This window comes from Polaromonas sp. P4_F9 (assembly GCF_056401235.1).
The window spans coordinates 1-26,172 of record NZ_JBFUJT010000050.1 but is presented as its reverse complement, the minus strand read 5'-3'; the positions used below and the strand labels follow the sequence as shown (position 1 = coordinate 26,172).

The following is a 26,172-nucleotide window of genomic DNA, read 5'->3' as shown; positions in this document are numbered from 1 at the left end:
TGGCACCCAGTGCGGCGCCCAGCTTGTCCGCCAGCGGCATCATGACTTCGTTGAACTTCTCGGCAGAACCCAGCGCACGGCCGCCCGACACGATGATCTTGGCGGCGGTCAGCTCGGGGCGGTCGCTCTTGGCGATCTCGGAGCCGACAAACGACGATTTGCCGCTGTCGGCCACGCCGGCCAGCGTTTCCACGGCGGCCGAGCCGCCCGTGGCGGCTGCCGCATCGAAGCCCGTGGTGCGCACGGTGATGACTTTGGTGGCGTCCAGGCTTTGCACAATGGCAATCGCATTGCCGGCATAGATGGGGCGCTCGAAGGTGTCCACCGCATCGACCTTGGTGATGTCGGAAATCTGGCCGACATCCAGCGTGGCGGCCACGCGCGGGGCGATGTTCTTGCCCGACGCGGTGGCCGGAAACAGGATGTGCGAATAGCTGCCGGCGATGGCGACCACCTGCGCGGCCATGTTTTCGGCCAGGCCGTGCTCAAAGTGCACGCCATCGACGTGGATGACTTTGGCGACGCCGACTATTTTGGAGGCGGCCTGGGCGGCGGCGGCGGCATCCTTGCCGGCGACCAGCACATGCACCTCGCCCCCGCACTGGGCAGCGGCGGTCACGGTGTTGAGGGTGGCGGGTTTGATGACGTTGTTGTCGTGTTCGGCTACTACGAGTACAGCAAGTGCGGTCATGTCAATTCCTTAGATTACTTTGGCTTCGTTCTTGAGTTTGTCCACCAGGGCGGCGACATCGGCCACCTTGACACCGGCGCTGCGCTTGGGCGGCTCGCTGACCTTGAGGGTCTTGATGCGCGGCTTGACGTCCACACCGAGGTCTTCGGGCTTGAAGTTGTCGAGCTGCTTTTTCTTGGCCTTCATGATGTTGGGCAGCGTCACATAGCGCGGCTCGTTCAAACGCAGGTCGGTGGTGATGATGGCGGGCAGCGTGAGGGCCAGGGTTTCCAGGCCGCCGTCGACTTCGCGGGTCACTTTGGCCTGGCCGCCTTCGACCTCCACCTTGGAGGCAAAGGTGGCTTGCGGCCAGCCCAGCAGGGCCGCCAGCATCTGGCCGGTCTGGTTGCAGTCGTCATCAATTGCCTGCTTGCCCAGGATCACCAGTTGGGGCTGTTCCTTGTCGACCAGCGCCTTGAGCAGCTTGGCCACGGCCAGCGGCTGCAGCTCTTCGGTGGTCTCGACCAGGATGGCGCGGTCGGCGCCGATGGCCATGGCGGTGCGCAGGGTTTCCTGGCACTGCAGCACGCCGCAGCTCACGGCGATGACTTCGGTCACGACGCCCTTTTCCTTCAGGCGGGTCGCCTCTTCGACGGCAATCTCGTCAAACGGGTTCATGCTCATCTTGACGTTGGCGATGTCGACGCCGGTGCCGTCCGATTTGACGCGGACTTTCACGTTGTAGTCGACTACACGCTTGACGGGGACGAGGATTTTCATTTAACTGTTTCCTTACTGAGTTGCATTATTCGAGTCTCAGCAAACGGTTTGAAGCCTTTCGGTGCAGATCCGCAGAGTCTCTTGCGCATCGCGCCGCCACCAGTCGTTCTTGGAGAAAATCTCAACCTCGACCGCACCGACATAGCCCGCCGCTTCAACCTGCGCCCGAATCCCTTGAAGGTCGATGACCCCATCCCCCATCATGCCGCGATCGAGCAACATGTCTTGGGTCGGCGTTAGCCAGTCGGAGACGTGAAAGGCATCGATACGGCGTTCGCGACCAGCGCGTTCGATATGTGAGGACAGATGGCGGTCCCACCAACAGTGATAGACATCGACGGCTATCCCGAGACTTCCTGTTTGATCCGGATCAATCTCATGGCAGATGTCCAATGCATCGTCAAGCGTCACGATGCATGACCTTTCGGCCGCGTACATTGGGTGGAGCGGCTCCAGTGTGATGCCTACGCCAAGCGTTTTGGCATAGTCCCAAAGCTGGGCTGTACCCTCAACATACAGCTTTCTGGCATCCGCCAGGCTTCTGGATCCAGATGGCAGGCCTCCACCGACGACAATAAGTGAGGGGGCACCAAGCTCGGCCGCTTGATCAAGCGCCTTCTTGTTGTCCTCAATGCTTGATGCGAACTCTCTAAGTGATCCTGAGGTGAAAAAGGTTGATCGGACGTACCCGCTCAATTTCAAGTTCAGTGCGCGAAGCTGACGAGCCACGTCGCGGATGTTTGCAGTTTCGACTTCTTTGCGCCAAGGTGCGATGTACCCAAAGCCGGCGCGTGCTACTGCATCAATGGTCTTGTCGATTGGCTGGTTGTGGCCGAGAGTGGCCGTATTGATAGAGCAAATATCTAGCCGCTGATTGAGGTTACGCATCTTTGAATACCGGCTTTCTTTTTTCTTTGAAGGCTCGAACACCCTCTTGTCCGTCTTCCAGGAGCGCGGCCAGCCCAGCTGCAATCGTTTCGGCCGGTACCCCTCCGGTCTTTGAGTCCAGAAGTTGTTTTGTCAGGCGAACTGCAAATGGCGCATTGCCGGCAATCTCATTCGCCAGTTCCATCACGCGTGTCTGCGCTGACTCAGATGCCACTACCTCCTGTACCAAACCGATACGAAGTGCTTCGGTTGCATCAATTTGGGCGCCAGTGAAGATCAAGCGTTTTGCTTGAGGCACGCCGACGGTGCCCTGCAAGCGAATGGTGCCACCCCATCCAGGAATTGCTCCGATCTTCGTTTCTGGAAGGGCGAACCTGGACGCAGGACCCGCAACCCTCAGATCGCACGCAAGCGCTAGTTCGAGTCCACCGCCCAAAGCCAAGCCGTCGATAGCCGCAATGGTCGGCTGCGGGAGCTGTGCCAGCCGATCAAATATGCGATGACCAACGCGCGTCCACAATCGCCACATGTCAGCTGGGGGCAGGGTGCCCCACTCCGAAATGTCCGCGCCGGCGCAAAAGGCCGTTGCATTGGTGGAGGACAGAATGACGACACGGATGTCGCGGCATCGCTCAAGCTCGCCGCAGGCCTGGTCCAAGGCGTCGAGGGTCGACATCGTCAGCGCATTCAGTTTGTCAGGGCGATTCAGCACAAGCGACGCGACAGGGCCGTCCGTCCGGATTTCGAGGTAGCCAGAGGTTGTCGTTGTCATGATGAGAATACCTCCTACTGGTCGAAGCCGACGGACTGTAAGAATGTGCGCATTTGTTTGCAGRCCAAGTCGGTGTCACGAAATACGCCGGCCTGGTCAGCCAGGCGGAAAAGTTCCACGAGATGTGCGACGGAGCGAGCGCTCTGTAGACCTCCTACCATCTGGAAGTGCTGCTGATGGCCGTTTAGATAGGCCAGGAACACAACCCCCGTCTTGTAGAACTGAGTCGGAGCCTTGAAAATGTGCCTTGAAAGCGGGACCGTTGGGTCCAGGATCTCGCGGAAGCTGCCGACGTCGTGTTGCGCGAGGGCGACCAAGGCATTTGACGCCGCGGGAGCAATTGCATCAAAGATCCCGAGCAGCGCGTGGCTAAAGCCAACATCGTCCCCCTCGATCAACTCTGTGTAGTTGAAGTCGTCACCGGTAAACATTTTTACCGAGGAGGGGAGCTGACGCCGAAGAACTAACTCCTTGTCCTTGTCGAGCAATGAGAGCTTGATCCCTTCAACCTTGGATGCGTGCGCGGAGATGATTCCCGTGACCGTTTTCAGGCACGACTCGAAGTCGGTGGAGCCCCAGTAGCCGCGCAACTTTGCATCGAACATCTCGCCAAGCCAATGGAGAACAATCGGTCGTTGAGCGTGCTTCAAGACGATGTCATAGACGCGGACGTAGTCATCAGGTGACTTCGCGGTTACAGCCAGGACGCGACTTGCCATCATCACGGCCTGGCCGCCACGCTCCTCAACGAAAGCACATTGCTCGACATAGGCGTCAGTGATTTCAGTGAGACTGTATGTTTGCTTCTCAGGCAGTTGGTCTGTTGCGATTCCACATACCACGCTTCCATTGGGATGGTGCTTAGCCAGTGCGAGCGTCCGGTCGATCAGCATCTTGGCTTCACTCCAGCCCAGACCCATACCACGCTGAGCAGTATCCATGGCCTCCGCCACGCCCAATCCGAGGTCCCAGAGATACTGCCGGTATGCCATCGTGCCATCCCAGTCGATCGCCGGGGTCAGCCAGGGGTCATTCTCCACAAATGGTGAGGCGACGACATGGGCGGCGGAATACGCAACGCGGTTTAGTGTTTGGCCTTTGAATTTAGGTGTGCATGCAGGGTTGTGAAGGGTGTAAATCTCGTCTAAACCTGCAGTAGTCGGTAAATGAATAGCTGTCATGAATGCTCCTGATTACAGTCGTTGGATATGCAGGCCGCCGTCGATGTGAAAAGCATCGCCTGTGCTGAACGCGAATGCACCTGAAGCAAGTGCCGCGACAGCTCGACCGATGTCGTCTGGTTCGCCCCATCGGGCTATCGGCGTCAAGCCTTTGGCGATGCGCTCTTCGTAGTCGTTGGCCGCAACCTTTGTCATGTCTGTCCTGATAACCCCAGGGCGGATCTCGAAGACCGAAACGCCAGCTTCACCGAGGCGGGCGGCATACAACTTGGTCGCCATGGTGATCGCGGACTTGGAGATGCAGTATTCGCCGCGGTTCGTCGAGGTGGCGTAGGCATTGGCCGATGAGATGTTGATGATCGACCGGTAGCCCGTGGCCAGGCGGTCGTCCGCGAACAGGCGCGCGACCCGCTGCGTCAGGAAGAAGGGGCCCCGCAGGTTCACGTTCATCAATCGGTCGAAGCTTTCTGGGGTGATGTCAAGCAGATCGCCGCGCTGGGCCACGCTGATGCCGGCGTTGTTCACCAAGCAATTAATCGGTCCGAGCTTTTCCTGAACCGCTTCGATCAGGTCGCCGTGACGGCTGAGGTCCGAGATATCGCCGGCAAAAAAGTCGACCCTGGCACCCCGATTTGCAACCTGACTCTGCGTCAGTTCGGCGTCCACGTCACGCTGCAGGTCGACTAACGCAATGTTGAAGCCTTGGTCTGCCAAGGCGTATGCGATGGCCCTTCCAATGCCGCGTCGCGCCCCAGTAACAAGCGCTAACGGACGTATTGCAGTGTTCTTTTCCCGTGTAACAAGATCAGCATTTGATGGCATGGTTTCTCCTAGGTAATCGGCGCTTGACACCGCCAAATAGTCAAAGTACATTTTAGTTAGATCGATCTAATTCTAACTTTACCAGCTTTGCGTTGGATCTGACAAGTAAATTTTTTAGCCCTCCTTGCGAGGGCGTTAACCAGGAGAAATCATGTCAATACGAGTGCAGGTGATGACGGCCGAGGAGGCGGCTAGTTCGATTCCCGATGGTGCGGTGATAACGGTTAGCTCTTCAAGTGGGCTGGCCTGTCCGGACACCATCCTTAAGGCGATCGGCGATAGGTTCAGAGCGACCGGTCATCCGAGGGCGATCACGGCCATTCACCCGATTGCCGCAGGTGATATGTATGGCATCAAGGGAGTCGACCATATCGCTCAGAAGGGTCTGTTGAAGAGAATCATCGCGGGGTCGTATCCAAGCGGACCGTCTTCAATGCCATCCCCCATCATCTGGAAGATGATCCTCGACAACGAGGTCGAGGCTTACAACGTTCCTAGCGGGTTGCTGTATGACATGCACCGCGAGGTTGCCGCAAAGCGCCCAGGCGTCATCACAAAGGTGGGCCTTGACACGTTCGTAGATCCTCGACGCCAAGGTTGCAAAATGAACCGTGCGACAACAGAGGAGCTCGTGAGAGTAGTTGAGTTCAACGGCGAAGAATGGCTTCATCTGAAGAATGTGCCCCCCGACGTTGCCATCATTCGTGCAACCACCGCCGATGAGTACGGAAACCTGTCAACGGAACACGAAGGCGCATATCTGGGTGCCATCGAGCAGGCGCTGGCGGCGAGAAACAACGGGGGGACTGTCATCGCGCAGGTTAAGCGCATTGTTGCGGCGGGGAGCATTCCTACGCAGCGCGTGCATGTCCCATCATCCCTCGTAGACTGTATCGTGGTCGATCCGTTGCAGCGGCAGACCACTCAAACGGACTATGACGCAGCCATCAGTGGCGAAGTACGGCGCCCCTGGTCTGACTTCAGGTCAGCCGCTTGGAGCACTGACATGGTGATTGCAGGGCGCGCCGCGCAAGAGTTGCACGATGGCGACGTGGTCAATCTTGGTTTTGGCATCGCCGCGAATGTTCCGCAGATCCTCATTGACGAGGGCAAACCGGATGCGGTGAACTGGGTCATCGAACAGGGCGCTGTGGGGGGGGTGCCGCTGACTGGATTTGCTTTTGGCTGTTCAGCGAACGCCCACGCGTTTTTGCCTGCGCCCCAGCAGTTCACTTACTTTCAGGGTGGTGGTTTTGATTGCTCGCTTCTGTCTTTCATGGAGGTCGATCAGGCCGGCAATGTCAATGTATCGCGCCTGAGTGCGAAACCGCACGTAACGGCCGGATGCGGCGGGTTTGTCGACATCACCTCTCATGCGAAGAAACTGATATTCGTCGGCTATTTCATGGCCGGGGGGCTTGAGTTGAACGTTGGCGGTGGTCGCCTGGAGATCATACGTGACGGCAAGTATTCAAAGTTCGTCAACAACGTGGAGCATGTCACCTTCAGTGGCACGGTGGGACGCACTCGGGGGCAGGATGTCACATACATCACGGAACGATGTGTCATCAAGCTCCAGAGCGACGGTCTGACAGTCACTGAAATTGCCCCCGGCATTGATCTTAAAAAACATGTGTTAGATCGATCTAGTTTTCCGTTAAAGGTCAGCAATGACTTGAAGCTTATGGACGCGCGGCTGTTCATGGGCGCCCGCACCTAAGCCGCGATTTCCTATCAACTTTTTTACCTAAGGCTAATTTATGCAATTGCTCAAAAATCTTCTTGCCGTCGGCTGCATGGCGATCGGATTGTTTGCCGGTTCTGCTCAAGCTCAGGACTACCCTACGCGACCTGTTGAACTGCTTGTTCCCTTTCCTGCCGGCGGCGGTTCGGACGTCTTGGCTAGAGCGTTTGCTGAGGCATCGCGAAAGCATTTTCCACAGCCGATCATTGTTACTAACAAGCCCGGCGCAATTGGCTCCATCGGCTTTTTAGAGGGTGCGACCGCAAAGCCAGATGGCCACAAGATCACCATGGTCTCGCCCGAGCTGTTACTTGCGGCTCACCTCGGGATTGGCAAGGTCACTTTTGAAGACTTCGTCTTTATTTGCCGTATCAATCTCGACCCCGCCGCTCTGACAGTTAGGGCTGACGCCCCTTGGAACACGATTGAGGAGTTTCTGGCTCACGCACGAGCCAAGCCTGGTCAGCTTACGGTGGCAAGTTCTGGTACTGGGTCGATTTATCACGTGGCGTCCGCTGCGCTGGAAGAACAAACGGGGATCAAGGTAAACCACGTTCCTTATCAAGGATCGGCTCCCGCCATTCTTGGCCTGCTCAGCGGCCAAGTTGATGCAACAACGGTCAGCCCTGGTGAGGTAAGCGCCTATGTCGCGGCAGGGAAGCTCAAGGTGCTGGCCATCATGACCAATAAACGCATCAAGGGCTTTGAGTCGGTGCCGACCTTCAAGGAGCGCAACATCGATCTGCAAGTTGAAACGTGGCGTGGGCTCGCGGTGCCCAAAACTACGCCCGCACATATCGTGCAGCGACTTGGCGTCCTCATGACTAAGGTGAACGAGGAGTCCGCTTATCGCGATACGTTCGAGCGCCAACATATGGGCTTTGTGTACGAACCGGGGGACCGCTTCCGCCTCGCCCTTGCAAAAGAGAATGATCAGTTCAAACGAATAGTGCCAGCGCTGCACATCACTAAACAGTAGAACACCATCGACGGCATTGTGTCCGTGTGATTGGGCATTTCCGCTCTGTCTTCACAAGGGCACTTGGTACTGGCTGATTTCATGCGTTGTTGCTAATGCTAAGATCTGAACGCCGACCAACGAATTCATGATCGCCCCAGTATATGGCGATCATTTTTTTACCGGCTGGCTCCTGTTTCCTCCACGGCGCTTTCCCGCTGCGGCAAGACGCAATAACTAATTCGATCAACGCTTCTAATGCCTCGCGTCAAATCCGGTACGTCCGTCACCTTGCTCGATATTGCGAAGGAACTCGGATTGTCGCGCGCGACGGTTTCTCTGGTGCTGCGAGACAGTCCGCGCGTGGCGGACGCCACACGTGACCGGGTGCTCGAAGCGTTCAAGCAGATGGGCTACGTTTATAACCGCCATGCGGCGGGAATGCGTAGCAACAAGACCCAGACGGTGGGGGTTGTGGTTAACGATGTGACGAACCCCTACTTCGCAATGCTGGTGCGTTCTATCGAGGCCACCTTGAGCAAGCACGGTTTCATCACTTTTCTAGGCAACTCGGACGAGTCAGTGGAAAGACAGAGCCGGTTCCTCGAGACCGTGCGGCAACACAATATCGATGGCATCATCGTGTGCCCCGCCGAGGCGACCAGCGCCACCGAGATGCGGCAACTCATTGCCTGGGGCATCCCCTGCGTTTTTGCTTCGCGTTATGTGATCGGGCTCGATGCGGACTACGTAGGTGTCGACAATAGGCGGGGTATGACCCTGGCGACTTCCCACCTAGTGTCTCTAGGGCACAAGCGCATTGCCATGATCGGCGGGCACGACCGTTCTTCGACGGGGCGTGACCGGGTTGAAGGTTATCATTTGGCTTTGGAGGCCGCGAAGCTTAAGCGGGATGACCGGCTGGTGGTTCCCTCTCGTCTAACGCGTGACGAAGGCAAGCGAATTATCACGGATCTGCTCAAGTTAAAGAATCCTCCGACGGCCGCGGTTTGCGGCAATGACATCGTTGCTTTTGGTGTCATGTTAGGCCTGCGCGCACAGGGGTTGGAGCCGGGCAAAGACTTTGCGGTGGTCGGCTTCGACGATGTGCCCGAGGCCTCGCTGTGGGAACCTCCATTGACCACGGTTCAGGTTCAGCAGGACAAGATCGGTCAGGCGGCTGCCGAGCTTTTGTTAAGCCGCATGGCTGAGCCCTCACGCGTGCCCACTCGTATCGTGTCCGAACCGTCGCTGGTCATCAGGAAGACCTGCGGCGCATTCAAGTAGCGTCGCAGGTTCCAGGCCTGGATCAGGTTGCTTCCAGCAAACAACGCGCGATGATCATGCGCTGGATCTGGTTGGTACCTTCATAGATTTGAGTAATTTTGGCGTCTCGGTACAAGCGCTCTACCTCGACCCCACGTACGTATCCACTGCCACCGTGGATCTGCACGGCATTGGCGGTGTGCATGACGGCAGCATCAGCCGCGAAACACTTGCCCATTGACGCTTCCATGGTGGCGCGCTGGCCTCGGGCAATTTTTCTGCCTGCATCCTGGACCAATAGTCTGGCTGCCGCGGTATCTTTGGCCATATCGGCAATCATCCATTGCACCGCCTGAAACTCCGCAATGGGTTTGCCAAACTGGTTGCGTACTTTGGCGTACTCAATTGATGCATCTAGTGCAGCTTGAAGAATGCCGACCGCGAGGGCTCCAATGCCAACCCTCCCCTTGTCGAGCACGCTCATCATCATGTGGAAGCCGCGTCCGCGTGGGCCAAGCAGGGCTGAGGCCGGTACCTGGACGTTGTCGAAGAACAAGGGGCCCACAGGCGAGCCTCGCTGTCCCATCTTGTGCTCGTGCCCCCCGCGCTTGAAACCTGGCAGGTCGGCGTCAATGATGAAGATGCTCATCCCTCGTTTGCCTTGTTCGGGGTCGGTCCGCACGAGAGCCACAGCAAAGTCGCACACTGGCGCGTTGTGGATCCAGAGCTTCTGCCCATTGATGATCCAGCCATGGGCGTTTTGGATCGCGGTCGTTCTGACGCCCGATACATCAGATCCCGCGCTGGCCTCGGTGATGGCGTAAGCACAACGCTTCTCCGCGCGCAGAAGTGGTCCCAGGTACTTCTGGCGTTGCTCGTGGGTTCCGTGCTCCGAGAGTAGCGTGCCAACGAGCTCTACAAGTCCACATTGATCGGCTACTGATGCGTAGCCGCGGGATAGCTCCTCCATGACGATCGAATACATCAATGCGTCGCCTCCAACTCCTCCGTGCTGCTCTGGAACCGTAATGCCAAACAGGCCCAGTTTCGCCATTTCTGCGTACACCTCCTTGGGGAAGCGTTCGGTTTCATCAAGTTCAGCAGCGATCGGTCTGATCACGCCCTCTGCAAACGAGCGGGCTGCATTGCGGATCATCGCGTCGCGGTCATCGCGGTCATCGGCGAGGGTAGAGGTTTCATGTTTCATAGCAAGGTCTCCAAATGTTGAAATATAGATCGATCTACATAAAATTGTCAAGAGAAAGTGCCTTCTAATCTGGCCTTTTTCTCGAAAATACATAATGGACTTAGAAAACATACTCCGTATTGTGATTGGGGGTTTACGCTAATTGCGCCAACAAAAATAGATCGATCTAATTCATGCATTGATAGATGAAGGACTTTAGATGAGTGGTGTGACGTTCAACTTGGCGATGGCGCGGACCAGCAAGGCCACATGCCAGCACTTCCCCTACAAAGGCGGCGCCCCGGCCGTCAATGACACGATTGCCGGGGAAACCCAGGTGCTGATGAGCGGCATGCTGGCCACTTTGTTTTTTGTGCAAAGCGCCAAGCTCAAGTCCTCGGTGTGTCCAAACGCACCCGGATGCCGCTGATGGGCGATGTGCCGACGATGCAGGAACAGGGTCTTGAAGATTTTGAGTCCGGCAACTGGCAAAGGGTGCGGATGGCCAGTGGAACCCCGGCGAGCATCGTGTCGCGGCTGAACACAGAGCTGATCAAAATCATCCGCAGCCCGGAGATTCGCGCCAAGCTCAGTCGGCAGGGCGCTGAAGTGGCACCTATGGCCCCGGCCGAGCAGGGAGCGCAAGCGCTGGGCTGAGGTGGTGGCGCAGGCCCGGCATCAAACTCGACTGACAGCTTGCTCTGGTTTCGTAGCTGTCAAAGATATTTCGCAGAGATTTGAAGCCCACGGTGTTGACCGCGGAGGAGTGGTCAGAGCCGGGGCCTGGCCGACATTGAGTTGACCCGTTAGAAGCGACCGAACAACTACTACAAGGAGACAAGCATGCGCACATCTTTCAAAGGATTTTTGGGGCTTTCACTGGCTCTCTGTGTCGGCGCGGGCCTGGCACAAACGCAGCTGCGAGCCTGGAACATCCATCCCGAAGGCTACCCCGTCACCGAGGCGATGAGGACTTTTGTAGAGCAGGTTGGAAAAACCACCATGGGCAAGTACCCGATTGAACTTTTCAACAACGGCACGCTCGGAGACCAGCCCAAGGCCGTGCAGATGCTCAAAAGCGGCGAGATCGACATTGCCGAGTTCAATTCGGCGCCGCTGTCAGAAGCCGTGCCCGGCTTGAAGGTCCTGAATCTGCCGTTTCTGTTCACTGACTCGATCCACATGTTCAAGCATCTGGACGGCAAACTCGGCCAGCGTTTTAATACGCGCCTGAAAGAGGCTGGTTTTGTGGTGCTGGGCTGGTATGACGGTGGTGGCCGTTCGTTTTACTGCTCCAGCAAGCCCATTACCAGCATGCGCGACCTTGCGGGCATGAAAATCCGGGTGCAGCAGTCCGAGGTCTACATTGAAATGGTCAAGCTGCTGGGTGCGACGCCGGCGGCGATGCCCTACAAGGACGTGATGGATGCCTTGCAGACCGGCAAGGTGGACTGCGCTGAAAACAGCCTGCCGGCGTACGAGTCCACCGGGCATTACAAGGCCGCGCGCTACGTCTACATGACTAATCATGTGATTTCGCCTGAGGCTCTGGTCGTGTCAACCAGGCTGTGGGGTAAGCTCAGTAAACAGGAGCAGGCGGCATTTTCGGAAGCGGGTGCGAAGTCTGCGCTGCTGATGCGTGACCTCTGGAACAAGCGCGTCACACAAGCGCGCGACATCGCATCCAAACAGGGTGTGCAGTTCAACAAGGTTACCGACGTCTCCATCATGGTTCGCAAAATGGCGCCGCTCTACAGCAAGTACCTGGCTGATCCGACGACGCGGGAAGAGCTGCTGACCATTCTGGCTAACCAGTGAGCAGTGTCCGCATGACCTACCCTTTTGTCTCCGTGTCTCGGTCTCTCGGTATAAAAGGACCTCCCATGAGCGCTGACAGCAAAGCCATCCCGCAGTCTGCTTGGGACTGCACGGTTTCGTGGCGATTTCGACGGCAAACCTGTGTTAAGAACCGCTTCCCCTGCGTCCGTCACTTCTGTTCCGGGGAACCCCCATGACCAGTCGACTTCGTCTTGCACAGATCACACCCGGCCTGGAGTACTCAACCCCCGCCATCGTTGTGACCGAATCGCACATTGTTGGTTTTGCCGGCATTTCGGGGGACTTCTTCGATGTGCACATGGACGACGCCTTTGCGCGCTCTGTCGGGTTTCCGGCCCGAGTGGCCCACGGCCTGCTGTGCCTTTCAATGATCGATGGGCTGAAGAATCGCAGCTCGACACTCTTTGATGCGATAGCATCCTTAGAGTGGCACTACCGGTTCAGGAAACCGGTATTTGCGGGGGATCGGATCGAAGGCCGCATCCGCGTACTTGAAACACGCCCGACCCGAGACGCTTCGCGCGGTATCGTGCGGATCAAGGTTGATGCCCTCAACCAGCACGGCGACCTTGTTCAGGACGGCGAAAACGTCTTGCTGGTAAGAGTCTGAACGCGGCAAAAAAAACTTTTTGGCGCACTGCCGCCTGACCCCACTGGAGCGCACCGTGCAAATCCGCTTACCGTAAGCCGATGGCAGCCTGAAACCCTGAACCAGAAGGCTCAGCCCATCCACCCCCAAGGCAAGCTTTGCTTTGCTCGGCGCTCATGCGCCAACGAGCGGCGCAGCGCATCTTCGATGATGAGTTTGTCCATTCCCAGAATCTGCGGGCACACCGCGTCGCCTCTGGGTGCGGTAATGCTGGTGTAGCGTTTGTGCCAGGCCAGTATCGCCAGCAGCCATGTTTCCAGCATATCGCGCTTGCTGTGCGCGGTGGGACCGCTGTAGAACAAGGGGCAGCTGTTGACCCAAGACACAAAGACGCCGGTGGTGGCCAAGAACTAGGCAAAGAACGTCAGTTGTGCCTTCGGGGTGCGCTGGCGGCGTGGTCCCACTGCACGTGGATTCGAACGCCGGGGGTGTCCACCACCATGGCCTAAAGGGCTTGCGTTTGAATAAGAAGTTGACGCCCTTTGGCTTCACCCATTTGGCGACCTCTGTAAATCCGTCGAAACAGGCTCCCAGTCTAGCTTACAGCCGGGTTGCTTGCCTTCAACTGCCGGAAGTAGGTCGATAGATGGGAGGACTCCGGATGAGTGATGTGACATTCAACTTGGCGGTGATCGGGTCCGGAATGGCTTTGGTTCCTCTGGTCGTTGGCTCACGCGAACTCGACGTCGGAGAGCGGAACCCCGCAGAGGGCAGCCATCGCTTCGACCACCAGCGCATGGTCCTCGCGCTGAGACAGACCAGAGACCGTCACAGCACCGATGCACGCACCGCTTGACGCGAAGATGGGTACGCAGCCGCCGTGACTTGCGTAGTCGCGGATGGGCAGCCCCATCTTGGCCACCAGCGAGCTTTCCTCCAGCTCCAGAGAGCGACCCACGCCGTAGGAGCTGCGCGACAGCATCTCCACCGTGTTGCGCTTGCGCCGCGCCCAGTCGGCATTGGCCGGCGAGGTCCCGGGCATTGAATAGAAGAACACAGTTTCGCGTGACAGGCGCACTTCGATCGTCACGGCGGCTTCACGGGCAAGGGCAAGTGCTCTCAAACGCGATCCCAAGTCCCAGGCTGTCTCCTCGTTGAAGCTTGCGAATCGCAAGCGGAACTCCTGCTCCGCGATACGGGCAATGTCTTGCTCAAAATCCATCGTTTTCTCCGTCTCAGCTGTCGATGCCGGTGGACGCCAACTGCGAGATCTGCCTGCGACTGCACGCCAGTTCCGCATTTGACAGCCCTCATTGGCCGGCCAACTCGAACATTAAGAGAGCCTAAAAACGAGTGAAGATAGATCGATCTACTAATTCTTGTCAAGAAAAACGTGGTTTCCGTCATGTTTTATTTCAACAGTTAGAAGGAGTTTTCGGAAAAGTGTTTTGTATTTTGGTTTCGGGTTTACCCGAATTACCAAATAAAATAGATCGATCTAATATTGCATTTTGACAAATGAAGGACTCCAGATGAATGGTGCGACGTTCAACTTGGCGGTGGTCGGGGCGGGAATGGCCTCGGTGCCACACGTGGCAAGCTTGGCGGAAATGCAAGATCGAGTTGTGGTGCGTCACGTGATTGCGCGCACACTAGATCGGGCCGGCGCAATGGCGAAGAAGCTGCCGCATGCGAAGGTTGGATTGGATCTCGATACGGCCCTCAAAGACGAGCAAGTAGATGGGGTGCTGTTGCTGACCCCGCCCAACACTCACCTTGATCTCGGCACCAGAATCGCTGCAGCGGGCAAGCATCTACTGGTGGAAAAGCCCATAGAGGTGACGACAGAAAAGGCCCGGAACCTTATCGCTATCTGTCAGCAGCACAACGTCGTGGCCGCCGCTGTGCTGCAGCATCGGACTCGTAGTGCATCCGTCAAACTACGCCAGCTGCTACGTAGTGGTGCGCTCGGATCCGTCAACAGCGCCAACGTCTCGGTGCCGTGGTGGCGACCGCAGTCGTACTACGACGAGCCAGGACGAGGAACGTTCGCCAGAGACGGTGGTGGGGTGCTGATGACCCAAGCCATCCACACTCTGGACCTGTTCCTGTGGCTGATTGGCAACCCGAGGGAAGTCTTCGCCTACGCAACGACGAGCAAATCCCATCTGATGGAGTGTGAGGACACGGTGGTGGGGGTCATGAATTATGCGGACGGTTGCGTTGCGTCCTTATATGCAAGTACGGCCACATTCCCGGGGTTTCCGGAGCGGATCGAAATTTGTGGAACAAAGGGCACGGCCACGCTCACGGCCGGAAAGCTCCTGGTCTCTCTGACCGATGGCACTCAATTCGACCAAGGCGAGGAAGAGGCCTTGGGTTCCGGCGCAGATCCGATGGCGTTTTCCCATAAGGCGCACCAGGCAATTCTCAGCAACTTCATTGACGCCGCCAACAAAAAGGCGGATCCGATAGCGTCACTCCGCAGCGCATTGGACGTTCACCTGCTCATCGACGCTTTGATCGCCTCTTCAGCGCGAAACGGGCCCGCGAGCATTCCTTAACTTCAAGCAAAGAGACAGACATGATTCAACCACTGAACGCCTTTATCGCCGGAGATACCCGGCTGTTCGTCATCGTTGGCGATCCGATCGCGCAAGCCAGATCACCCAAGGTCTTCAACGAGATATTTCAAAAAATGTCCGTCAACGCCGTATTCGTGCCGATGCAGATCCCTGCCGCATCTCTCAAGGCTGCAATTGATGGATTAAAGACGATCAAGAATCTGGACGGTATTGTTGTGACCGTTCCACACAAGATAGCCCTGGCCGCTCAGGTTGATCAACTACTGCCTATCGCTCAACGAGTCGGAGCCATCAACTGCATGCGTCGGGCCGATTCTGGTGAATGGATCGGTGAGATGTATGACGGAGAGGGGTTTGTTCTGGGGCTGCGCAAGCAAGGGCACGCGCCAACGGGAATGAAGGTGTTCCAGGCGGGCGCCGGCGGCGCTGGGAAAGCCGTCGCCCATGCCTTGGCTTCTGCCGGCGTGCAGTCGTTACAGCTGGTGGATGTGGATACCGTCAAGCAGGATGCACTGGTTGCAGAACTGAAAACCCTCTATCCGGATGTGGCCATTTCTATCGGTACTTTCGAACCGTCAGGTGTGGACATGGTCGTCAACGCAACGCCTTGCGGAATGACGGCGGAAGATGCCTTGCCATTCAGCATAGATCAACTCGATCGCGGCGCTTTGGTGGCAGATCTGATCATGAAACCAGAGAGGACAAAGCTGTTGCTCCGAGCAGAAGAAAGGGGACACAAAACACACCTTGGACGGCATCTCCTGGAAAGTCAAGCCGAGATCATTGCGGCGTTCTTCGGTTTGAAGTCTCTGTAGGCGTCGTGCTATGACAGCTACTCGACTTGGCATCATCATGTACGGCGCGACAGGGCGAATTGGGGTGAATCAACACCTCACCAATTCGCTCGACGTCCTTCGCCGCTCCCAACTCAAGACCAGCGATGGCGGCTTGGTGGAGCTGGATCTCATTCTGGTGGGACGCGACCCGCAGAAACTAGCGGAAGTAGCGGCAGCGCATGGAATTTCGCGCTGGACTACGGATCTCGACAGTGCTCTAGCCGATGAGTCGGATCAGATTTTCTTTGATTGTGCTGCAACCAACTTGCGATATGGACTGCTAGAGAAGGCCATTAAAGCTGGCAAGCATGTGTACTGTGAGAAGCCGCTCGCTGAACGACCAGAGGACGCCGTGCGGCTAGCCAACCTAGCGACGCAACGAGGCGTAAAGCACGGAGTCGTGATGGCGAATCTGTGGTTGCCCGGTTTGGTCAAGCTACAAAGGCTCATGAAGGCGGATTACTTTGGCGAGGTCTTGTCCGTCAGGGGTGAGTTCGGATACTGGATATTTGAAGGGGACTGGCAGCTTGGCCAACGACCATCATGGAATTATCGCGCTGAAGACGGCGGCGGAATTATCCTGGACATGTTGTCTCATTGGCACTACATGCTGGCACAACTGTTCGGTCCCATCACACAAGTGCATTGCATGAAGTCCACGCAAATCCAGAATCGTTGGGATGAGCAGGGCCGACCTTATCGGGCTACCGCCGAAGACACGGTATTCGTCACAGGCCTTATAGAAGACAAAGTTCCAGTACAGATCAACGTGTCCTGGGCGACACGGGTGCGTCGGGACGATCTGTTGACTATTCATGTCGATGGCACGCATGGATCGGCGGTTGTCGGTGCCCGGGACTGCCTCATCCAACCCCGTTCGCTCACACCCAAGCCTGTGTGGAACCCTGACAGCCAAGCTGCCCGTAACTACTTCGCCGATTGGAGTCCGGTTCCAGACAACCAGACATTCGAGAATGCCTTCAAGGCGCAGTGGCAAGCCTTTATCAATCATGTTCTCACTGGAGTGGCCTTTCCATGGGACTTCTTCATGGGGGCTGAGGGGGTGCAACTTGCTGCCACATGCCATACGAGCGCTGAGGAGAAGCGGCTGTGTGTTGTGCCGCGGGTGCCCCGTCCGACTGACTAAAAAAACCAAAAGGCCTTTTCCCGCTTCCTTTAACACCAAGCTAATTTCAGTGTTCCCTTTCCGTAAAACCAGGTCCTTCAAGGAGACAACCATGACCTTCCGTAAACGTTTAATCGCAATTGCTGCCTCGCTGGCCCTCGCGCCGCTGGCAGCTTTTGCGACAGAATTCAGATCCACCGACGTCCATCCGGATGGCTACCCCACAGTCGACGCCGTCAAAGTCATGGGCCAGGAACTGAGCAAGCTGACCAGCGGAAAACATAGCATCAAAGTGTTTAACAACGGTGCTTTGGGAGCTGAAAAAGACACGATTGAGCAGACGAAAATTGGCGCTCTGGCCATGACGCGTGTCAACATTTCGCCCATGAACAACATCTGCCCTGCTACCGTAGTGCCGACAATGCCTTTCCTGTTCCGGTCCAAAGACCATATGCGCGCTGTTCTGGATGGCCCAGTTGGTGAAGAAATCCTGAAGAGCTGCGAAGCCCAGGGTTTCGTCGGTCTGGCGTATTACGACAGTGGTTCCCGCTCCGTATATACCGTCAAAAAACCCATCAAGACCCTGACCGACGCGAAGGGGCTGAAAGTGCGGGTCCAGCAGTCCGATTTGTGGGTTTCGTTGCTTGAGGCCATGGGCGCCAATGCGACTCCCATGCCGTATGGAGAGGTATACACCGCACTGAAGACCGGCCTTGTCGATGCCGCAGAAAACAGCTATTCCGCGTTCGAGAGCTCTCGCCACTTTGAAGTGGCGAAGTTCTACTCCAAAACCGAGCATTCGATGGCCCCGGAGATGCTACTTTTTTCCAAGCGTGTCTGGGACACGCTGAGTACCGACGACCAAAAAGCAATTCGCCAGGCAGCCAAAAGCTCGATTCCTTACATGCGTAAATTGTGGGACGAACGCGAAGAGAGATCACTGGCCATTGTCAAGGCTTCTGGGGTCCAGATTACTGAGGTGGACAAGCCATCCTTCCAGGCTGCCATGAAGCCGGTTTACGACAAATTCATCGTGGATCAGAAAATGAAAGACCTGATCCGCCGTATTCAGGAAACCAAATAATTTGACTGTACTGTCGCGATATGCATCTCGCACAGCGCGGCTATTTGCGGTTGTTCCTAGCACTGGTAAGGATTTCATGTTCACTAAAATTTGCGCGCGTATAGCGCGCCGCTGTCTGCAGTTTGGCCTATTCGGTTTGGTGCTGCTGATCACTGCCGTTCTATACCAGGTGTTTGGGCGCTATGTGCTTAACAGCACACCGACCTGGGCCGAAAGTCTGGCCTTGTTATTGGTGCTCTACGTGACCATGCTTGGGTGCGCGGTCGGAGTTCGCGATGCAGGGCATATCGGTCTCGAATCACTGCTGATTTTGGTACCGGAACGCGTTCGTCTCAAACTTGAGATTCTGATTCACATGCTGACGATGGCATTTGGCGCCCTCATGGCGTGGAACTGCGCCCTGATGCTGCTTTCTGTTCGTGACTACATGATGCCCACGCTCGGTGTTTCCGAGGCGTGGCGGTATGTGCCGCTGGTGGTCGCCGGTTCGCTCATCGTTCTATTTTCAATCGAACACATTATTGCCTTGTTCAAGGGCGTCGAAGTGGAGCCAGCATGGCACTGAGTATTCTTTCCGTTTCGTTTTTTGGCCTGCTGATCCTCGGCGTTCCGGTGGCGTTCTCAATCGGGCTGGCAGCCTTGATGACCATCCTGTACGAGGGGTTGCCCATGGGGGTCATCTTCCAGCAAATGACATCGGGCATGAATGCCTTTTCATTTCTTGCCATTCCCTTCTTTATTTTTGCCGGCGAGATAATGCTTTACGGCGGCATTGCCGACAAGATTGTTGACTTTGCGAAAAGTACGGTCGGTCACATTCGCGGTGGCCTGGGCATGTCCAATGTGGTGGCCTGCACCCTGTTCGGTGGAGTCTCCGGATCGCCGGTGGCCGATGTTTCGGCCATGGGCGCCGTCATGATTCCCATGATGAAAAAGGAGGGCTACCACGCCGACTATGCGGTCAACGTAACCACCCATGCCGCGCTGGTGGGGGCATTGATGCCGACCAGCCACAACATGATTATTTACACACTTGCTGCCGGTGGCAAGGTATCCATTGCGGCCCTGATCCTTGCCGGGTTGATGCCCGCACTTTTGCTGACGATTTGTAATCTCGTGGCTGCATATTTTGTTGCAGTGCATCGCGGCTATCCATCAGGAAAGTTCCCGGGCTGGGCGATTGTCGCGCGCTGCTTCGCTGCCTCGCTGCCTGGCCTATTTGTCGTGGTCCTGATTCTCGGTGGTATCTTATCGGGGGTGTTCACTGCGACCGAGTCCGCGGCGGTGGCCGTGCTTTATGCACTTGTTCTTTGTGCTGTTGTCTGCCGCTCCCTGAGATGGGAACACTTCCTCAAGGCCGCCAGTAAAGCCGTTAAAACGACCGGTGTCGTTCTGCTGCTGATCGGTATCTCTTCGGCGTTTGGCTACATCATCAGCCTGTATGGCGTCGCCAACTTGACGGGTCAGGCGCTGGCGACGTTGACATCGAGCCCCTGGCTGATTTTCCTGCTGATCAATGTGATCCTGTTCGTGCTGGGCACGTTTCTGGACATGGCTGCGACCATCCTGATTTGCACCCCGATTTTTCTTCCTATCGCCCAGCGTTATGGCATGAGTGAAATCCAGTTCGGCATGGTCATGCTGATCAATTGTGCGCTGGGTCTGAACACTCCCCCTGTGGGAACCACCCAGTTTGTCGGTTGTGCCATTGGCGGTATCTCGGTAGGTGATGTGATGAAAACCATCTGGCCGTTTTACGGGGCATTAATTGCGGCGCTCATGCTTGTCACCTACGTGCCGGCTTTCTCGCTATGGCTCCCCAGCCTGTTCATGGGTAGGTGACGGGCGAGGCTAACAGGCGAAAGCTAGACAACTGAGCGACATGGTGGTGATTGGCTATCAATTTTTCATAGCAAGTCGTGCCCACAGGGCGCAGCTTTCCGGATTGACTGCCTTCGTGCCCTTAGCCGATGTGGAAGCCACCGTCAACAGGTATGAGGGCGCCTGTCACGTATCGGGCAGCCGGGGAAGTGAGAAAGCCCACTATCTCAGCTGCTTGGCGGCTATGGGCATTCACAAAAGCACTTCTGAAGCCCGCGCAGACCCAAAGAACATCCTCGGAAATTCAGAGCGTGTCGGGGGATCTAAATTCCGCATCTAAAAATGATCCCTCGGCGTCTGCCGTTCACGGGCGGTTTGTGACTTTTTAACCAAGAAACTGGCTTGATATTGCCCACGACACAGCTTAGGCTTGGGGACGTAAGCAGGAGTGCACGGCACTCATCGCGTCAGCAATCTGCTTTAAAAATTTACTGATGGGAATAACGAATGCTTAAAGATGACCGTGGAACCATTCTTTACTTGAGACTCTTTACGAATGGCCGCACGCTTCCTTCGGTTGTGAACGTATTGTCTGAGCAAGTTGGCGGAATAACATTCGACAGTGACCGGCTCGAGCACGCATTCAAGGAGGGAACGCTGTCTGGAATACAAAAAGCGCGAACAGAAGGCTCAATTGCACTGATTAAAAATTCAGGCGATGTAGTTGAGGCTTCGCCCGCCCTTGGGAAGGGCGTAGATATTACGAGAGTTGAATTCACCGTCGTCTATCCAGACGGAACAACAAAGATGGGAGTTCGCGGTGCTGAAAATGGTATTGGCACATTGATTTGGAATGACGACCTAGTTCGCAGATTAAGCCGTATGGATCCAAATTATTTTTGGACGGGCGACAACGAAACCAATCCAGCGGTATTGGTAATTATGGATGGCGAGGTAGTCGACAGAGCGTGTGATCACTCGACAACGCAAGGTTGCACTGCGGGGTAGTGCTGCGAGTTCGTGAGCTTCACGGTGTTTGGACCTAGCCGCCTACTTACGGTAAGTACTTGTTCTGGTTAGTGGGCTCGCAATGCCCAGCGTGGGGGCTGTTTATGCTGCGGTGCGCGGCGCGGGTAGTGCCCTTGGGGCCACAATCCTTTATGCCGCCCCCGACCACGCGCTGGCCACCGCTTCTTTGCATATTCAGGTGTAGTCACGGCCTGAAAATTGTCGGCGGCATGTCGTCCAGCAAGTCGCTGGCACGTTTTAAATGCCTTCGGATTTCGTTGTTGGCCTTGCGGGAATCACCGGCAAGGATGGCTTCAGCGATGCGACGGTGCTCCGCCACCGAGTCCTTGATTGACTCGGATCTGATGGCGCCATTGAGCTGGAACATTATCAAAGGCAACTGGAACTGCCGAATCAGCGTGGCGAGCCAATCGTTACCACACAGGTCCGCGATGGCTTGATGAAACTGCCGGTTTTCCTCGGAGTATGAGGCCGCGCTTGTCAACGCGTGGTCGAGCCCAATTCGACTCGTTGCGGCAATGAAGCGCTGGCGGGTGTCACCCTCATCGATGCGTTCGGCCATGCGCCGTACGGCCAAGGCTTCCATCTCGGCGCGCACCTCAAACAACTCCACCATCTCCCGCTTCGAATAGCGACGCACGACGGCCGTCTGATTGGGAACGGCTTCAACCAAACCTTCAGCTGTCAGTTGACGCAGCGCCTCGCGCACCGGCCCGCGACTAACGCCGAGGTCTCGCGTCAGATCGGCCTCGACAAGCCGCTGCCCGGGCACCAGCCGGCCACTGAGGATGGCCTGACGCAGGGAGCCTGCGACATATTCGTGTGTACCACTGACAGGGTCAGCCTGCTTGGCGGAGATGTTCATAGTTTGTTGATGTACTCGTAAACCCGGATGGATCAATTATAGGTCATACAGTATTGTCCTACAATCTTGTTGATAAATACTGTAAAACAGGTTGTTAAGGAGTTTTTGAAATGCCTTCCATCAACGATGACGTAGTCATCATCGGGATCGGTGAAACACCGGTCGGTAAGCTCCCTGGATGGGGGGCTGTGCAAATACAGGCGCTAGCAGTCCAGGAGGCGCTGCGCGATGCTGGTTTGTCTGTGCGTGACGTCGACGGACTGATCAACCTGGACCCCTACGCGATCCCAAACAGCATGTTCTCGACGACCCTGGCCGAGTACCTGGGCGTGCGTGCATCCTTCCTGTCGACGGTGGATGTCGGCGGCACGGTATCGGGAATGGCCATGCTGCAGCAGGCCGTTTGGGCGATCTCAGCCGGTCACTGCGAAACAGCGGTCGTCGTATATGGCGAAAACGCATTGACTGGTCGTCCGAAGGGTGTACACGGCATGATGCTGAAGACTCTGCTTGGCGGTGAGGAATGGGAAGAACCGTTTGGCGTGCAAGGCATGGTGCCCCCGTATGCGCTGGTGGCGCAGCGTTACATGCATGACTATGGCGCCAGCGCAGCAGATCTTGGCGCGGTGGCCGTTAGTACGCGTGCGCATGCGCTGCTCAACGACAACGCGCAGATGAAAAAGCCTATCACGCTGGACGAGCATGCCGCGAGTCGCATGATCTCGTCTCCCTTGCGCCTGCTGGATTGCTCGCTCGTCTCCGACGGCGGCGGCGCCTTGGTGCTGACCACTCGCGCTCGGGCGCGCCGACTGGATGCCAAGGCCGTTCGCATGCGCTCCATGGCGATGCGCATGACACACAACAGCATCTCCCAACTACCCGACCTTGAGGCGCTCGGAATGCGCGAGGCTGCAAACGAAGCCTTTAAAGCGGCCGGTGTTGGGCCCCGTGACATCGACGTTGCGCTGCTGCACGACGCGTTCACGATCTCGGTGCTCGTGACCCTCGAAGCCATGGGGTTTTGCCGGCCTGGCGAAGGCGGCGCATACATGCGTTCAGGCGCCGGCTCGCTGGGGGGGCGCTGCCCGATCAATACCCACGGCGGCTTGTTGTCGCAAGCGCACATCGGCGGGATGCTGCATCTGGTTGAGGCGGTACGACAGCTGCGCGGGCAGGCTGGCCGAAGGCAGGTTCCCGGCGCCCGTCTCGCGGTCGTCAGCGGCAATGGAGGCGTGTTTTCCGCTTGCGGCGCAATGGTTCTCGAAGGAGCATAAACATGACATCAATCAAGGCCATTGCGCCAACCCGAACTATCGACAGTGAATTTTTCTGGGACAGCTGTCGCGAGGGGCGCCTGATGCTGCCGCGTTGCCTGGCGTGCCAGCGGCTCTTTTACTATCCCCGCAACGCATGTCCTCATTGCGGCAGCCAGGAACTGGGCTGGCACGAAGCCTCAGGCCAGGGAACGATCTATTCGTTCACCCATGTCCAGGTGTCGTTTTACGGCCCGGAGTGGGAGCAACAGCTTCCCTACACACCGATTCTTGTTGACCTTGCCGAAGGGCCCCGCATGTTAAGTCGTCTCGTAGGAGATGACCGGGGTGAAGTTCGTATCGGTGACCGCGTGCAGCTCGTTTTCGTGCCTGCTGACAAGGACCGAATTCCCTATTTTCGTCGTAGCTAAGTCAAGGGGTACCACATGAACTCTATCGATCGCATCAAGCGCCTGCTCAACCCGCAAACCATCGCCGTGGTCGGCGCGTCGCAGGCCGCCCACAAGTTGGCCGGCCAGTTGATCCCCGCTCTGCAGGAAGGCGGCTACCGCGGCCGCATCTATCCAGTGAACCCGCGATATCAGGAAGTCGCCGGTTTGCCGTGCTTTCCGTCGGTTCAGAGCATTCCCGGCCCGGTGGACCATTGTGTCATTGTCATCGGCAAGGAGCGCGTTCCGCAGGTACTGGATGAATGCCGCGCCAAGGGCGTTGGCGGCGCCAGCATTTACACCTCCGGATACGCGGAGGCCAACGAATCAGGTCAGGACGCGCAGCGCACGCTAAAGGAGCTGGCCGGTGACATGGTCTTTATCGGACCCAACTGCATGGGCTTCTCCAACCTTGTCGACCGCGTAATGGCCGCACCATCGGACGTGCTGCGCCGCTCGCCGGTGGCGGGCGATGTGGCGCTGCTGTCGCAAAGTGGTGGCCTCGCATACGCCACGATCGCCTACTTCGCACAACGCAACGGGATGGGCTTTAGCCATGTGGTCAATACCGGTAACTCTGCAGGCGTCTCCTTCACGGACCTGCTGGAATACATGTACCAGGACGAGGCAACACGGGTCATTCTCGCCGTGACCGAGGGTGAGCGTGCGGCGTCGGAAGTGATCGCGGCGGTGCGGAACTTCGGCCTGAAGAAACCAGTGGTGTTGCTCAAGCTCGGCCGGGGTCAGACAGGGGCTCGCATGGCGCTGTCGCACACTGGGTCTCTGGCCGGCGACTACCGCCTGGTGCGCGACATCGCGGAACAGCATGGCATCGTCTGCGCCGACGACGTCGATGACGCACTGGGACTCTGTGAGCTTTTGCGCCACGACATTGGTGCCAGGAATGCAGACGGTATCGCATCGCTGTGCATTTCGGGTGGCAACATCACGCTGTTCGCAGACCAAGTCGACGCGCACGGGCTGTCTTTTGCGACACTGGCTGACACCACCGAGGCACGCCTTGCACGGGAATTGCCCGACTACATTTCGGTCCACAACCCGATTGACATCACCGCGCTAGGCTATGAAGACCCCACGCTGCATTCGCGCGTCATTGATGCGCTTCTCACGGACCCCGCAGTGAATACGGTGGTACCGATCATTACCACTGTCGATGACTACACGGAAGTTTGCTCGCTATTTGCCGAGGTCAAGCGCTCGGATCGTTGTGACATGATCGTATTGTGGAACGGTGGCTCGTACGAGGAAAAGTCACGCGAAATCTTGCGCGATGCCCGCATCCCGGTGTTCCATTCGGCCAGTCTGCTTAGTACCTGCCTGCAACGTCTGCGTCGTGCCGGTACCGGCCGCCCGTCTTTTCGCACTGCGCCGGTCATGGCCGCAACGGTCATGAAGCCGTTGACCGAAGGAGGGTCAATGGATTGGCTACGCGACCGCGCCATACCAGTGCCAGCTTACCAAGCCTGCCACCGTGACGACGTTCTGCGAGTTGCTCGCGAAGTCGGTTTCCCCATCGTCATCAAGGCGGACACCGATGAAACGCACATCTCCGACACCGGCGGTGTGATTCTCAACCTGCGCAACGAGACCGACCTAGCCGCCGCCGCGGCGAAAATAGCGGCACTGCCGGGCGACCGTATCCTTGTGATGCGCTTCATGCCAGGTCAAGAGATTGTCGCTGGCACGTTTATCCACCCGCATCTTGGGGTCACGCTGATGGTCGGCTCAGGTGGCCAGTGGGTTGAATTGCTCAATGATGTGCGTTTCGTCAGTCTGCCCGCTACGCGGGACGAATTGTCGCGGGCACTGGCAGGCACCATGATCGGGGGGGCGCTGAAGAGCGGCTTGCGCGGTGCGGCGGGCTTTGACGCCGCAGTCGCTTTTCTTGACCGTCTCGCCGTTGCCGCTGCCGCCAACAGTGATCGCATCGCGCAGATCGAGCTCAATCCGGTCACTGTTGGCAAGCATGGCGCAGTCGCGGTCGATGCTGCAGTTTTTGTCAAAGTCTAGACCTACCTTCACATCAGGAGACCCACCATGAGAAAAGCCTTCTATTTCCTTGCAGCTACGTTGGCGCTGACCATTCCGACTTCAAGCACGCTGGCGCAAGTTTGGCCGACTAAACCAGTGAAGATCGTCGTGCCCTACACCGCCGGAGGTCCTGCCGACGTCTTAGAACCTATCCGTAAATTATGTTTACCTTGAGCGTCACTTTGCGGAACGCGATGATGGCAGCGGCTATGTGGTTCAGCGCGACGAAGCTGCGTTCGAGCTTCTCGTATCGCACGAGCAGCTTGCGAAAGCGGTTGAACCAGCTGTGGCAGACCTCGACCACCCAGCGCCGCGCCTTCCTGGTCGGGTCGCGCCGCTTGGCATCAGCCTCCTTGGCGCGATCAACGACATGAGCA

General features: G+C 57.1%; 29 protein-coding genes. 18 read left to right on the top strand and 11 right to left on the bottom strand.

The genetic code is table 11. From position 1 onward, the window contains the following. The 6 genes from AC1DUB_RS26860 to AC1DUB_RS26835 form a co-directional block, all read right to left on the bottom strand. A partial coding sequence (locus AC1DUB_RS26860; protein ID WP_477732155.1) for an electron transfer flavoprotein subunit alpha/FixB family protein occupies positions 1 to 691 on the bottom strand: 691 nt, incomplete at its 3' end. A gap of 9 nt (positions 692 to 700) precedes the next feature. Then, the gene (locus AC1DUB_RS26855) at positions 701 to 1,450 is read right to left on the bottom strand and encodes an electron transfer flavoprotein subunit beta/FixA family protein (protein WP_477732154.1); all 750 of its coding nucleotides are present in this window, start codon (positions 1,448 to 1,450) and stop codon (positions 701 to 703) included. Positions 1,451 to 1,486: 36 nt separating this feature from the next. Further along, positions 1,487 to 2,380, bottom strand: coding sequence for a sugar phosphate isomerase/epimerase family protein (locus AC1DUB_RS26850; protein ID WP_477732153.1), 894 nt, complete (start codon positions 2,378 to 2,380; stop codon positions 1,487 to 1,489). After that, positions 2,331 to 3,110, bottom strand: coding sequence for an enoyl-CoA hydratase/isomerase family protein (locus AC1DUB_RS26845; RefSeq protein WP_477732152.1), 780 nt, complete (start codon positions 3,108 to 3,110; stop codon positions 2,331 to 2,333). The genes AC1DUB_RS26850 and AC1DUB_RS26845 overlap by 50 nt, the downstream gene beginning before the upstream one ends. Before the next feature lie 14 nt (positions 3,111 to 3,124). Further along, complete coding sequence (locus AC1DUB_RS26840) at positions 3,125 to 4,291, bottom strand: dihydrodipicolinate synthase family protein (protein WP_477732151.1); 1,167 nt, start codon at positions 4,289 to 4,291, stop codon at positions 3,125 to 3,127. 12 nt (positions 4,292 to 4,303) lie between these two features. Further along, positions 4,304 to 5,113, bottom strand: a complete 810-nt coding sequence (locus AC1DUB_RS26835) for a 3-ketoacyl-ACP reductase (RefSeq protein WP_477732150.1) — start codon at positions 5,111 to 5,113, stop codon at positions 4,304 to 4,306. Between the two features lie 151 nt (positions 5,114 to 5,264). Here AC1DUB_RS26835 and AC1DUB_RS26830 point away from each other — a divergent pair, with 151 nt between their 5' ends. The 3 genes from AC1DUB_RS26830 to AC1DUB_RS26820 all read left to right on the top strand — a co-directional run bounded on the left by AC1DUB_RS26830 (position 5,265) and on the right by AC1DUB_RS26820 (position 9,102). After that, the gene (locus AC1DUB_RS26830; protein WP_477732149.1) at positions 5,265 to 6,833 is read left to right on the top strand and encodes an acyl CoA:acetate/3-ketoacid CoA transferase; all 1,569 of its coding nucleotides are present in this window, start codon (positions 5,265 to 5,267) and stop codon (positions 6,831 to 6,833) included. 40 nt (positions 6,834 to 6,873) lie between these two features. Then, positions 6,874 to 7,836: a Bug family tripartite tricarboxylate transporter substrate binding protein gene (locus AC1DUB_RS26825; protein WP_477732148.1), complete on the top strand. Its 963-nt coding sequence runs from the start codon at positions 6,874 to 6,876 to the stop codon at positions 7,834 to 7,836. Positions 7,837 to 8,073: 237 nt separating this feature from the next. Beyond that, on the top strand, positions 8,074 to 9,102 hold the full coding sequence (locus AC1DUB_RS26820) for a LacI family DNA-binding transcriptional regulator (RefSeq protein WP_477732147.1): 1,029 nt from the start codon (positions 8,074 to 8,076) through the stop codon (positions 9,100 to 9,102). A 22-nt stretch (positions 9,103 to 9,124) separates the two neighbouring features. Here AC1DUB_RS26820 and AC1DUB_RS26815 read toward each other — a convergent pair whose 3' ends face one another. After that, a complete protein-coding gene (locus tag AC1DUB_RS26815) occupies positions 9,125 to 10,288 on the bottom strand; it encodes an acyl-CoA dehydrogenase family protein (RefSeq protein ID WP_477732146.1) in 1,164 nt (387 codons plus the stop codon). Between the two features lie 208 nt (positions 10,289 to 10,496). On the opposite strand from AC1DUB_RS26815, the gene AC1DUB_RS26810 reads away from it, so the two are divergent. From AC1DUB_RS26810 to AC1DUB_RS26795, 4 genes are all read left to right on the top strand, one after another. After that, positions 10,497 to 10,697: a hypothetical protein gene (locus tag AC1DUB_RS26810; RefSeq protein WP_477732145.1), complete on the top strand. Its 201-nt coding sequence runs from the start codon at positions 10,497 to 10,499 to the stop codon at positions 10,695 to 10,697. Beyond that, the gene (locus AC1DUB_RS26805) at positions 10,670 to 10,924 is read left to right on the top strand and encodes a hypothetical protein (protein WP_477732144.1); all 255 of its coding nucleotides are present in this window, start codon (positions 10,670 to 10,672) and stop codon (positions 10,922 to 10,924) included. The genes AC1DUB_RS26810 and AC1DUB_RS26805 overlap by 28 nt, the downstream gene beginning before the upstream one ends. 186 nt (positions 10,925 to 11,110) lie before the next feature. Beyond that, complete coding sequence (locus AC1DUB_RS26800) at positions 11,111 to 12,085, top strand: TRAP transporter substrate-binding protein (protein ID WP_477732143.1); 975 nt, start codon at positions 11,111 to 11,113, stop codon at positions 12,083 to 12,085. Positions 12,086 to 12,278: 193 nt separating this feature from the next. Then, the gene (locus AC1DUB_RS26795; protein WP_477732142.1) at positions 12,279 to 12,716 is read left to right on the top strand and encodes a MaoC family dehydratase; all 438 of its coding nucleotides are present in this window, start codon (positions 12,279 to 12,281) and stop codon (positions 12,714 to 12,716) included. Between the two features lie 110 nt (positions 12,717 to 12,826). On the opposite strand, the gene AC1DUB_RS26790 is transcribed toward AC1DUB_RS26795, so the two are convergent. Both AC1DUB_RS26790 and AC1DUB_RS26785 read right to left on the bottom strand, forming a co-directional pair. Next, complete coding sequence (locus AC1DUB_RS26790; protein ID WP_477732141.1) at positions 12,827 to 13,102, bottom strand: hypothetical protein; 276 nt, start codon at positions 13,100 to 13,102, stop codon at positions 12,827 to 12,829. Between the two features lie 323 nt (positions 13,103 to 13,425). Continuing rightward, a complete protein-coding gene (locus AC1DUB_RS26785) occupies positions 13,426 to 13,917 on the bottom strand; it encodes a heme-degrading domain-containing protein (RefSeq protein WP_477732140.1) in 492 nt (163 codons plus the stop codon). A gap of 310 nt (positions 13,918 to 14,227) precedes the next feature. Here AC1DUB_RS26785 and AC1DUB_RS26780 point away from each other — a divergent pair, with 310 nt between their 5' ends. From AC1DUB_RS26780 to AC1DUB_RS26750, 7 genes are all read left to right on the top strand, one after another. Further along, complete coding sequence (locus tag AC1DUB_RS26780; protein WP_477732139.1) at positions 14,228 to 15,259, top strand: Gfo/Idh/MocA family protein; 1,032 nt, start codon at positions 14,228 to 14,230, stop codon at positions 15,257 to 15,259. 20 nt (positions 15,260 to 15,279) lie between these two features. Beyond that, positions 15,280 to 16,095, top strand: coding sequence for a shikimate dehydrogenase family protein (locus AC1DUB_RS26775; protein ID WP_477732138.1), 816 nt, complete (start codon positions 15,280 to 15,282; stop codon positions 16,093 to 16,095). Between the two features lie 10 nt (positions 16,096 to 16,105). Beyond that, entirely contained in the window at positions 16,106 to 17,263 is a 1,158-nt protein-coding gene (locus AC1DUB_RS26770) for a Gfo/Idh/MocA family protein (RefSeq protein ID WP_477732137.1), read from the top strand. A 91-nt stretch (positions 17,264 to 17,354) separates the two neighbouring features. Next, complete coding sequence (locus tag AC1DUB_RS26765; RefSeq protein ID WP_477732136.1) at positions 17,355 to 18,326, top strand: TRAP transporter substrate-binding protein; 972 nt, start codon at positions 17,355 to 17,357, stop codon at positions 18,324 to 18,326. A 76-nt stretch (positions 18,327 to 18,402) separates the two neighbouring features. Further along, positions 18,403 to 18,891: a TRAP transporter small permease gene (locus AC1DUB_RS26760; protein WP_477732135.1), complete on the top strand. Its 489-nt coding sequence runs from the start codon at positions 18,403 to 18,405 to the stop codon at positions 18,889 to 18,891. Beyond that, positions 18,882 to 20,168, top strand: a complete 1,287-nt coding sequence (locus AC1DUB_RS26755; RefSeq protein ID WP_477732134.1) for a TRAP transporter large permease — start codon at positions 18,882 to 18,884, stop codon at positions 20,166 to 20,168. Before AC1DUB_RS26760 ends, AC1DUB_RS26755 begins: the two co-directional genes overlap by 10 nt. A 486-nt stretch (positions 20,169 to 20,654) precedes the next feature. Then, on the top strand, positions 20,655 to 21,155 hold the full coding sequence (locus tag AC1DUB_RS26750) for a hypothetical protein (protein WP_477732133.1): 501 nt from the start codon (positions 20,655 to 20,657) through the stop codon (positions 21,153 to 21,155). A 205-nt stretch (positions 21,156 to 21,360) separates the two neighbouring features. On the opposite strand, the gene AC1DUB_RS26745 is transcribed toward AC1DUB_RS26750, so the two are convergent. Further along, positions 21,361 to 22,041: a GntR family transcriptional regulator gene (locus tag AC1DUB_RS26745; protein ID WP_477732132.1), complete on the bottom strand. Its 681-nt coding sequence runs from the start codon at positions 22,039 to 22,041 to the stop codon at positions 21,361 to 21,363. Between the two features lie 110 nt (positions 22,042 to 22,151). On the opposite strand from AC1DUB_RS26745, the gene AC1DUB_RS26740 reads away from it, so the two are divergent. From AC1DUB_RS26740 to AC1DUB_RS26725, 4 genes are read left to right on the top strand one after another with little or no spacing between them, the layout of a single operon-like run. After that, positions 22,152 to 23,315: a thiolase family protein gene (locus AC1DUB_RS26740; RefSeq protein ID WP_477732131.1), complete on the top strand. Its 1,164-nt coding sequence runs from the start codon at positions 22,152 to 22,154 to the stop codon at positions 23,313 to 23,315. A gap of 2 nt (positions 23,316 to 23,317) precedes the next feature. Then, on the top strand, positions 23,318 to 23,725 hold the full coding sequence (locus AC1DUB_RS26735) for a Zn-ribbon domain-containing OB-fold protein (RefSeq protein ID WP_477732130.1): 408 nt from the start codon (positions 23,318 to 23,320) through the stop codon (positions 23,723 to 23,725). Positions 23,726 to 23,740: 15 nt separating this feature from the next. After that, the gene (locus tag AC1DUB_RS26730; RefSeq protein ID WP_477732129.1) at positions 23,741 to 25,774 is read left to right on the top strand and encodes an acetate--CoA ligase family protein; all 2,034 of its coding nucleotides are present in this window, start codon (positions 23,741 to 23,743) and stop codon (positions 25,772 to 25,774) included. 27 nt (positions 25,775 to 25,801) lie between these two features. Then, positions 25,802 to 25,969, top strand: a complete 168-nt coding sequence (locus AC1DUB_RS26725; protein ID WP_477732128.1) for a hypothetical protein — start codon at positions 25,802 to 25,804, stop codon at positions 25,967 to 25,969. On the opposite strand, the gene AC1DUB_RS26720 is transcribed toward AC1DUB_RS26725, so the two are convergent. Beyond that, positions 25,944 to 26,172: transposase (locus AC1DUB_RS26720; RefSeq protein WP_477732127.1), on the bottom strand; the 229-nt coding region annotated here is incomplete at its 5' end. The genes AC1DUB_RS26725 and AC1DUB_RS26720 overlap by 26 nt on opposite strands.

Coding starts and splice junctions, on each gene's coding strand:
- AC1DUB_RS26775 (WP_477732138.1), top strand. CDS start 15,280: ATGATTCAACCACTGAACGCCTTTATCGCCGGAGATACCCGGCTGTTC.
- AC1DUB_RS26755 (WP_477732134.1), top strand. CDS start 18,882: ATGGCACTGAGTATTCTTTCCGTTTCGTTTTTTGGCCTGCTGATCCTC.
- AC1DUB_RS26770 (WP_477732137.1), top strand. CDS start 16,106: ATGACAGCTACTCGACTTGGCATCATCATGTACGGCGCGACAGGGCGA.
- AC1DUB_RS26845 (WP_477732152.1), bottom strand. CDS start 3,110: ATGACAACGACAACCTCTGGCTACCTCGAAATCCGGACGGACGGCCCT.
- AC1DUB_RS26835 (WP_477732150.1), bottom strand. CDS start 5,113: ATGCCATCAAATGCTGATCTTGTTACACGGGAAAAGAACACTGCAATA.
- AC1DUB_RS26750 (WP_477732133.1), top strand. CDS start 20,655: ATGCTTAAAGATGACCGTGGAACCATTCTTTACTTGAGACTCTTTACG.
- AC1DUB_RS26830 (WP_477732149.1), top strand. CDS start 5,265: ATGTCAATACGAGTGCAGGTGATGACGGCCGAGGAGGCGGCTAGTTCG.
- AC1DUB_RS26795 (WP_477732142.1), top strand. CDS start 12,279: ATGACCAGTCGACTTCGTCTTGCACAGATCACACCCGGCCTGGAGTAC.
- AC1DUB_RS26800 (WP_477732143.1), top strand. CDS start 11,111: ATGCGCACATCTTTCAAAGGATTTTTGGGGCTTTCACTGGCTCTCTGT.
- AC1DUB_RS26820 (WP_477732147.1), top strand. CDS start 8,074: ATGCCTCGCGTCAAATCCGGTACGTCCGTCACCTTGCTCGATATTGCG.
- AC1DUB_RS26780 (WP_477732139.1), top strand. CDS start 14,228: ATGAATGGTGCGACGTTCAACTTGGCGGTGGTCGGGGCGGGAATGGCC.
- AC1DUB_RS26855 (WP_477732154.1), bottom strand. CDS start 1,450: ATGAAAATCCTCGTCCCCGTCAAGCGTGTAGTCGACTACAACGTGAAA.
- AC1DUB_RS26745 (WP_477732132.1), bottom strand. CDS start 22,041: ATGAACATCTCCGCCAAGCAGGCTGACCCTGTCAGTGGTACACACGAA.
- AC1DUB_RS26725 (WP_477732128.1), top strand. CDS start 25,802: ATGAGAAAAGCCTTCTATTTCCTTGCAGCTACGTTGGCGCTGACCATT.
- AC1DUB_RS26730 (WP_477732129.1), top strand. CDS start 23,741: ATGAACTCTATCGATCGCATCAAGCGCCTGCTCAACCCGCAAACCATC.
- AC1DUB_RS26765 (WP_477732136.1), top strand. CDS start 17,355: ATGACCTTCCGTAAACGTTTAATCGCAATTGCTGCCTCGCTGGCCCTC.
- AC1DUB_RS26760 (WP_477732135.1), top strand. CDS start 18,403: ATGTTCACTAAAATTTGCGCGCGTATAGCGCGCCGCTGTCTGCAGTTT.
- AC1DUB_RS26825 (WP_477732148.1), top strand. CDS start 6,874: ATGCAATTGCTCAAAAATCTTCTTGCCGTCGGCTGCATGGCGATCGGA.
- AC1DUB_RS26815 (WP_477732146.1), bottom strand. CDS start 10,288: ATGAAACATGAAACCTCTACCCTCGCCGATGACCGCGATGACCGCGAC.
- AC1DUB_RS26740 (WP_477732131.1), top strand. CDS start 22,152: ATGCCTTCCATCAACGATGACGTAGTCATCATCGGGATCGGTGAAACA.
- AC1DUB_RS26785 (WP_477732140.1), bottom strand. CDS start 13,917: ATGGATTTTGAGCAAGACATTGCCCGTATCGCGGAGCAGGAGTTCCGC.
- AC1DUB_RS26735 (WP_477732130.1), top strand. CDS start 23,318: ATGACATCAATCAAGGCCATTGCGCCAACCCGAACTATCGACAGTGAA.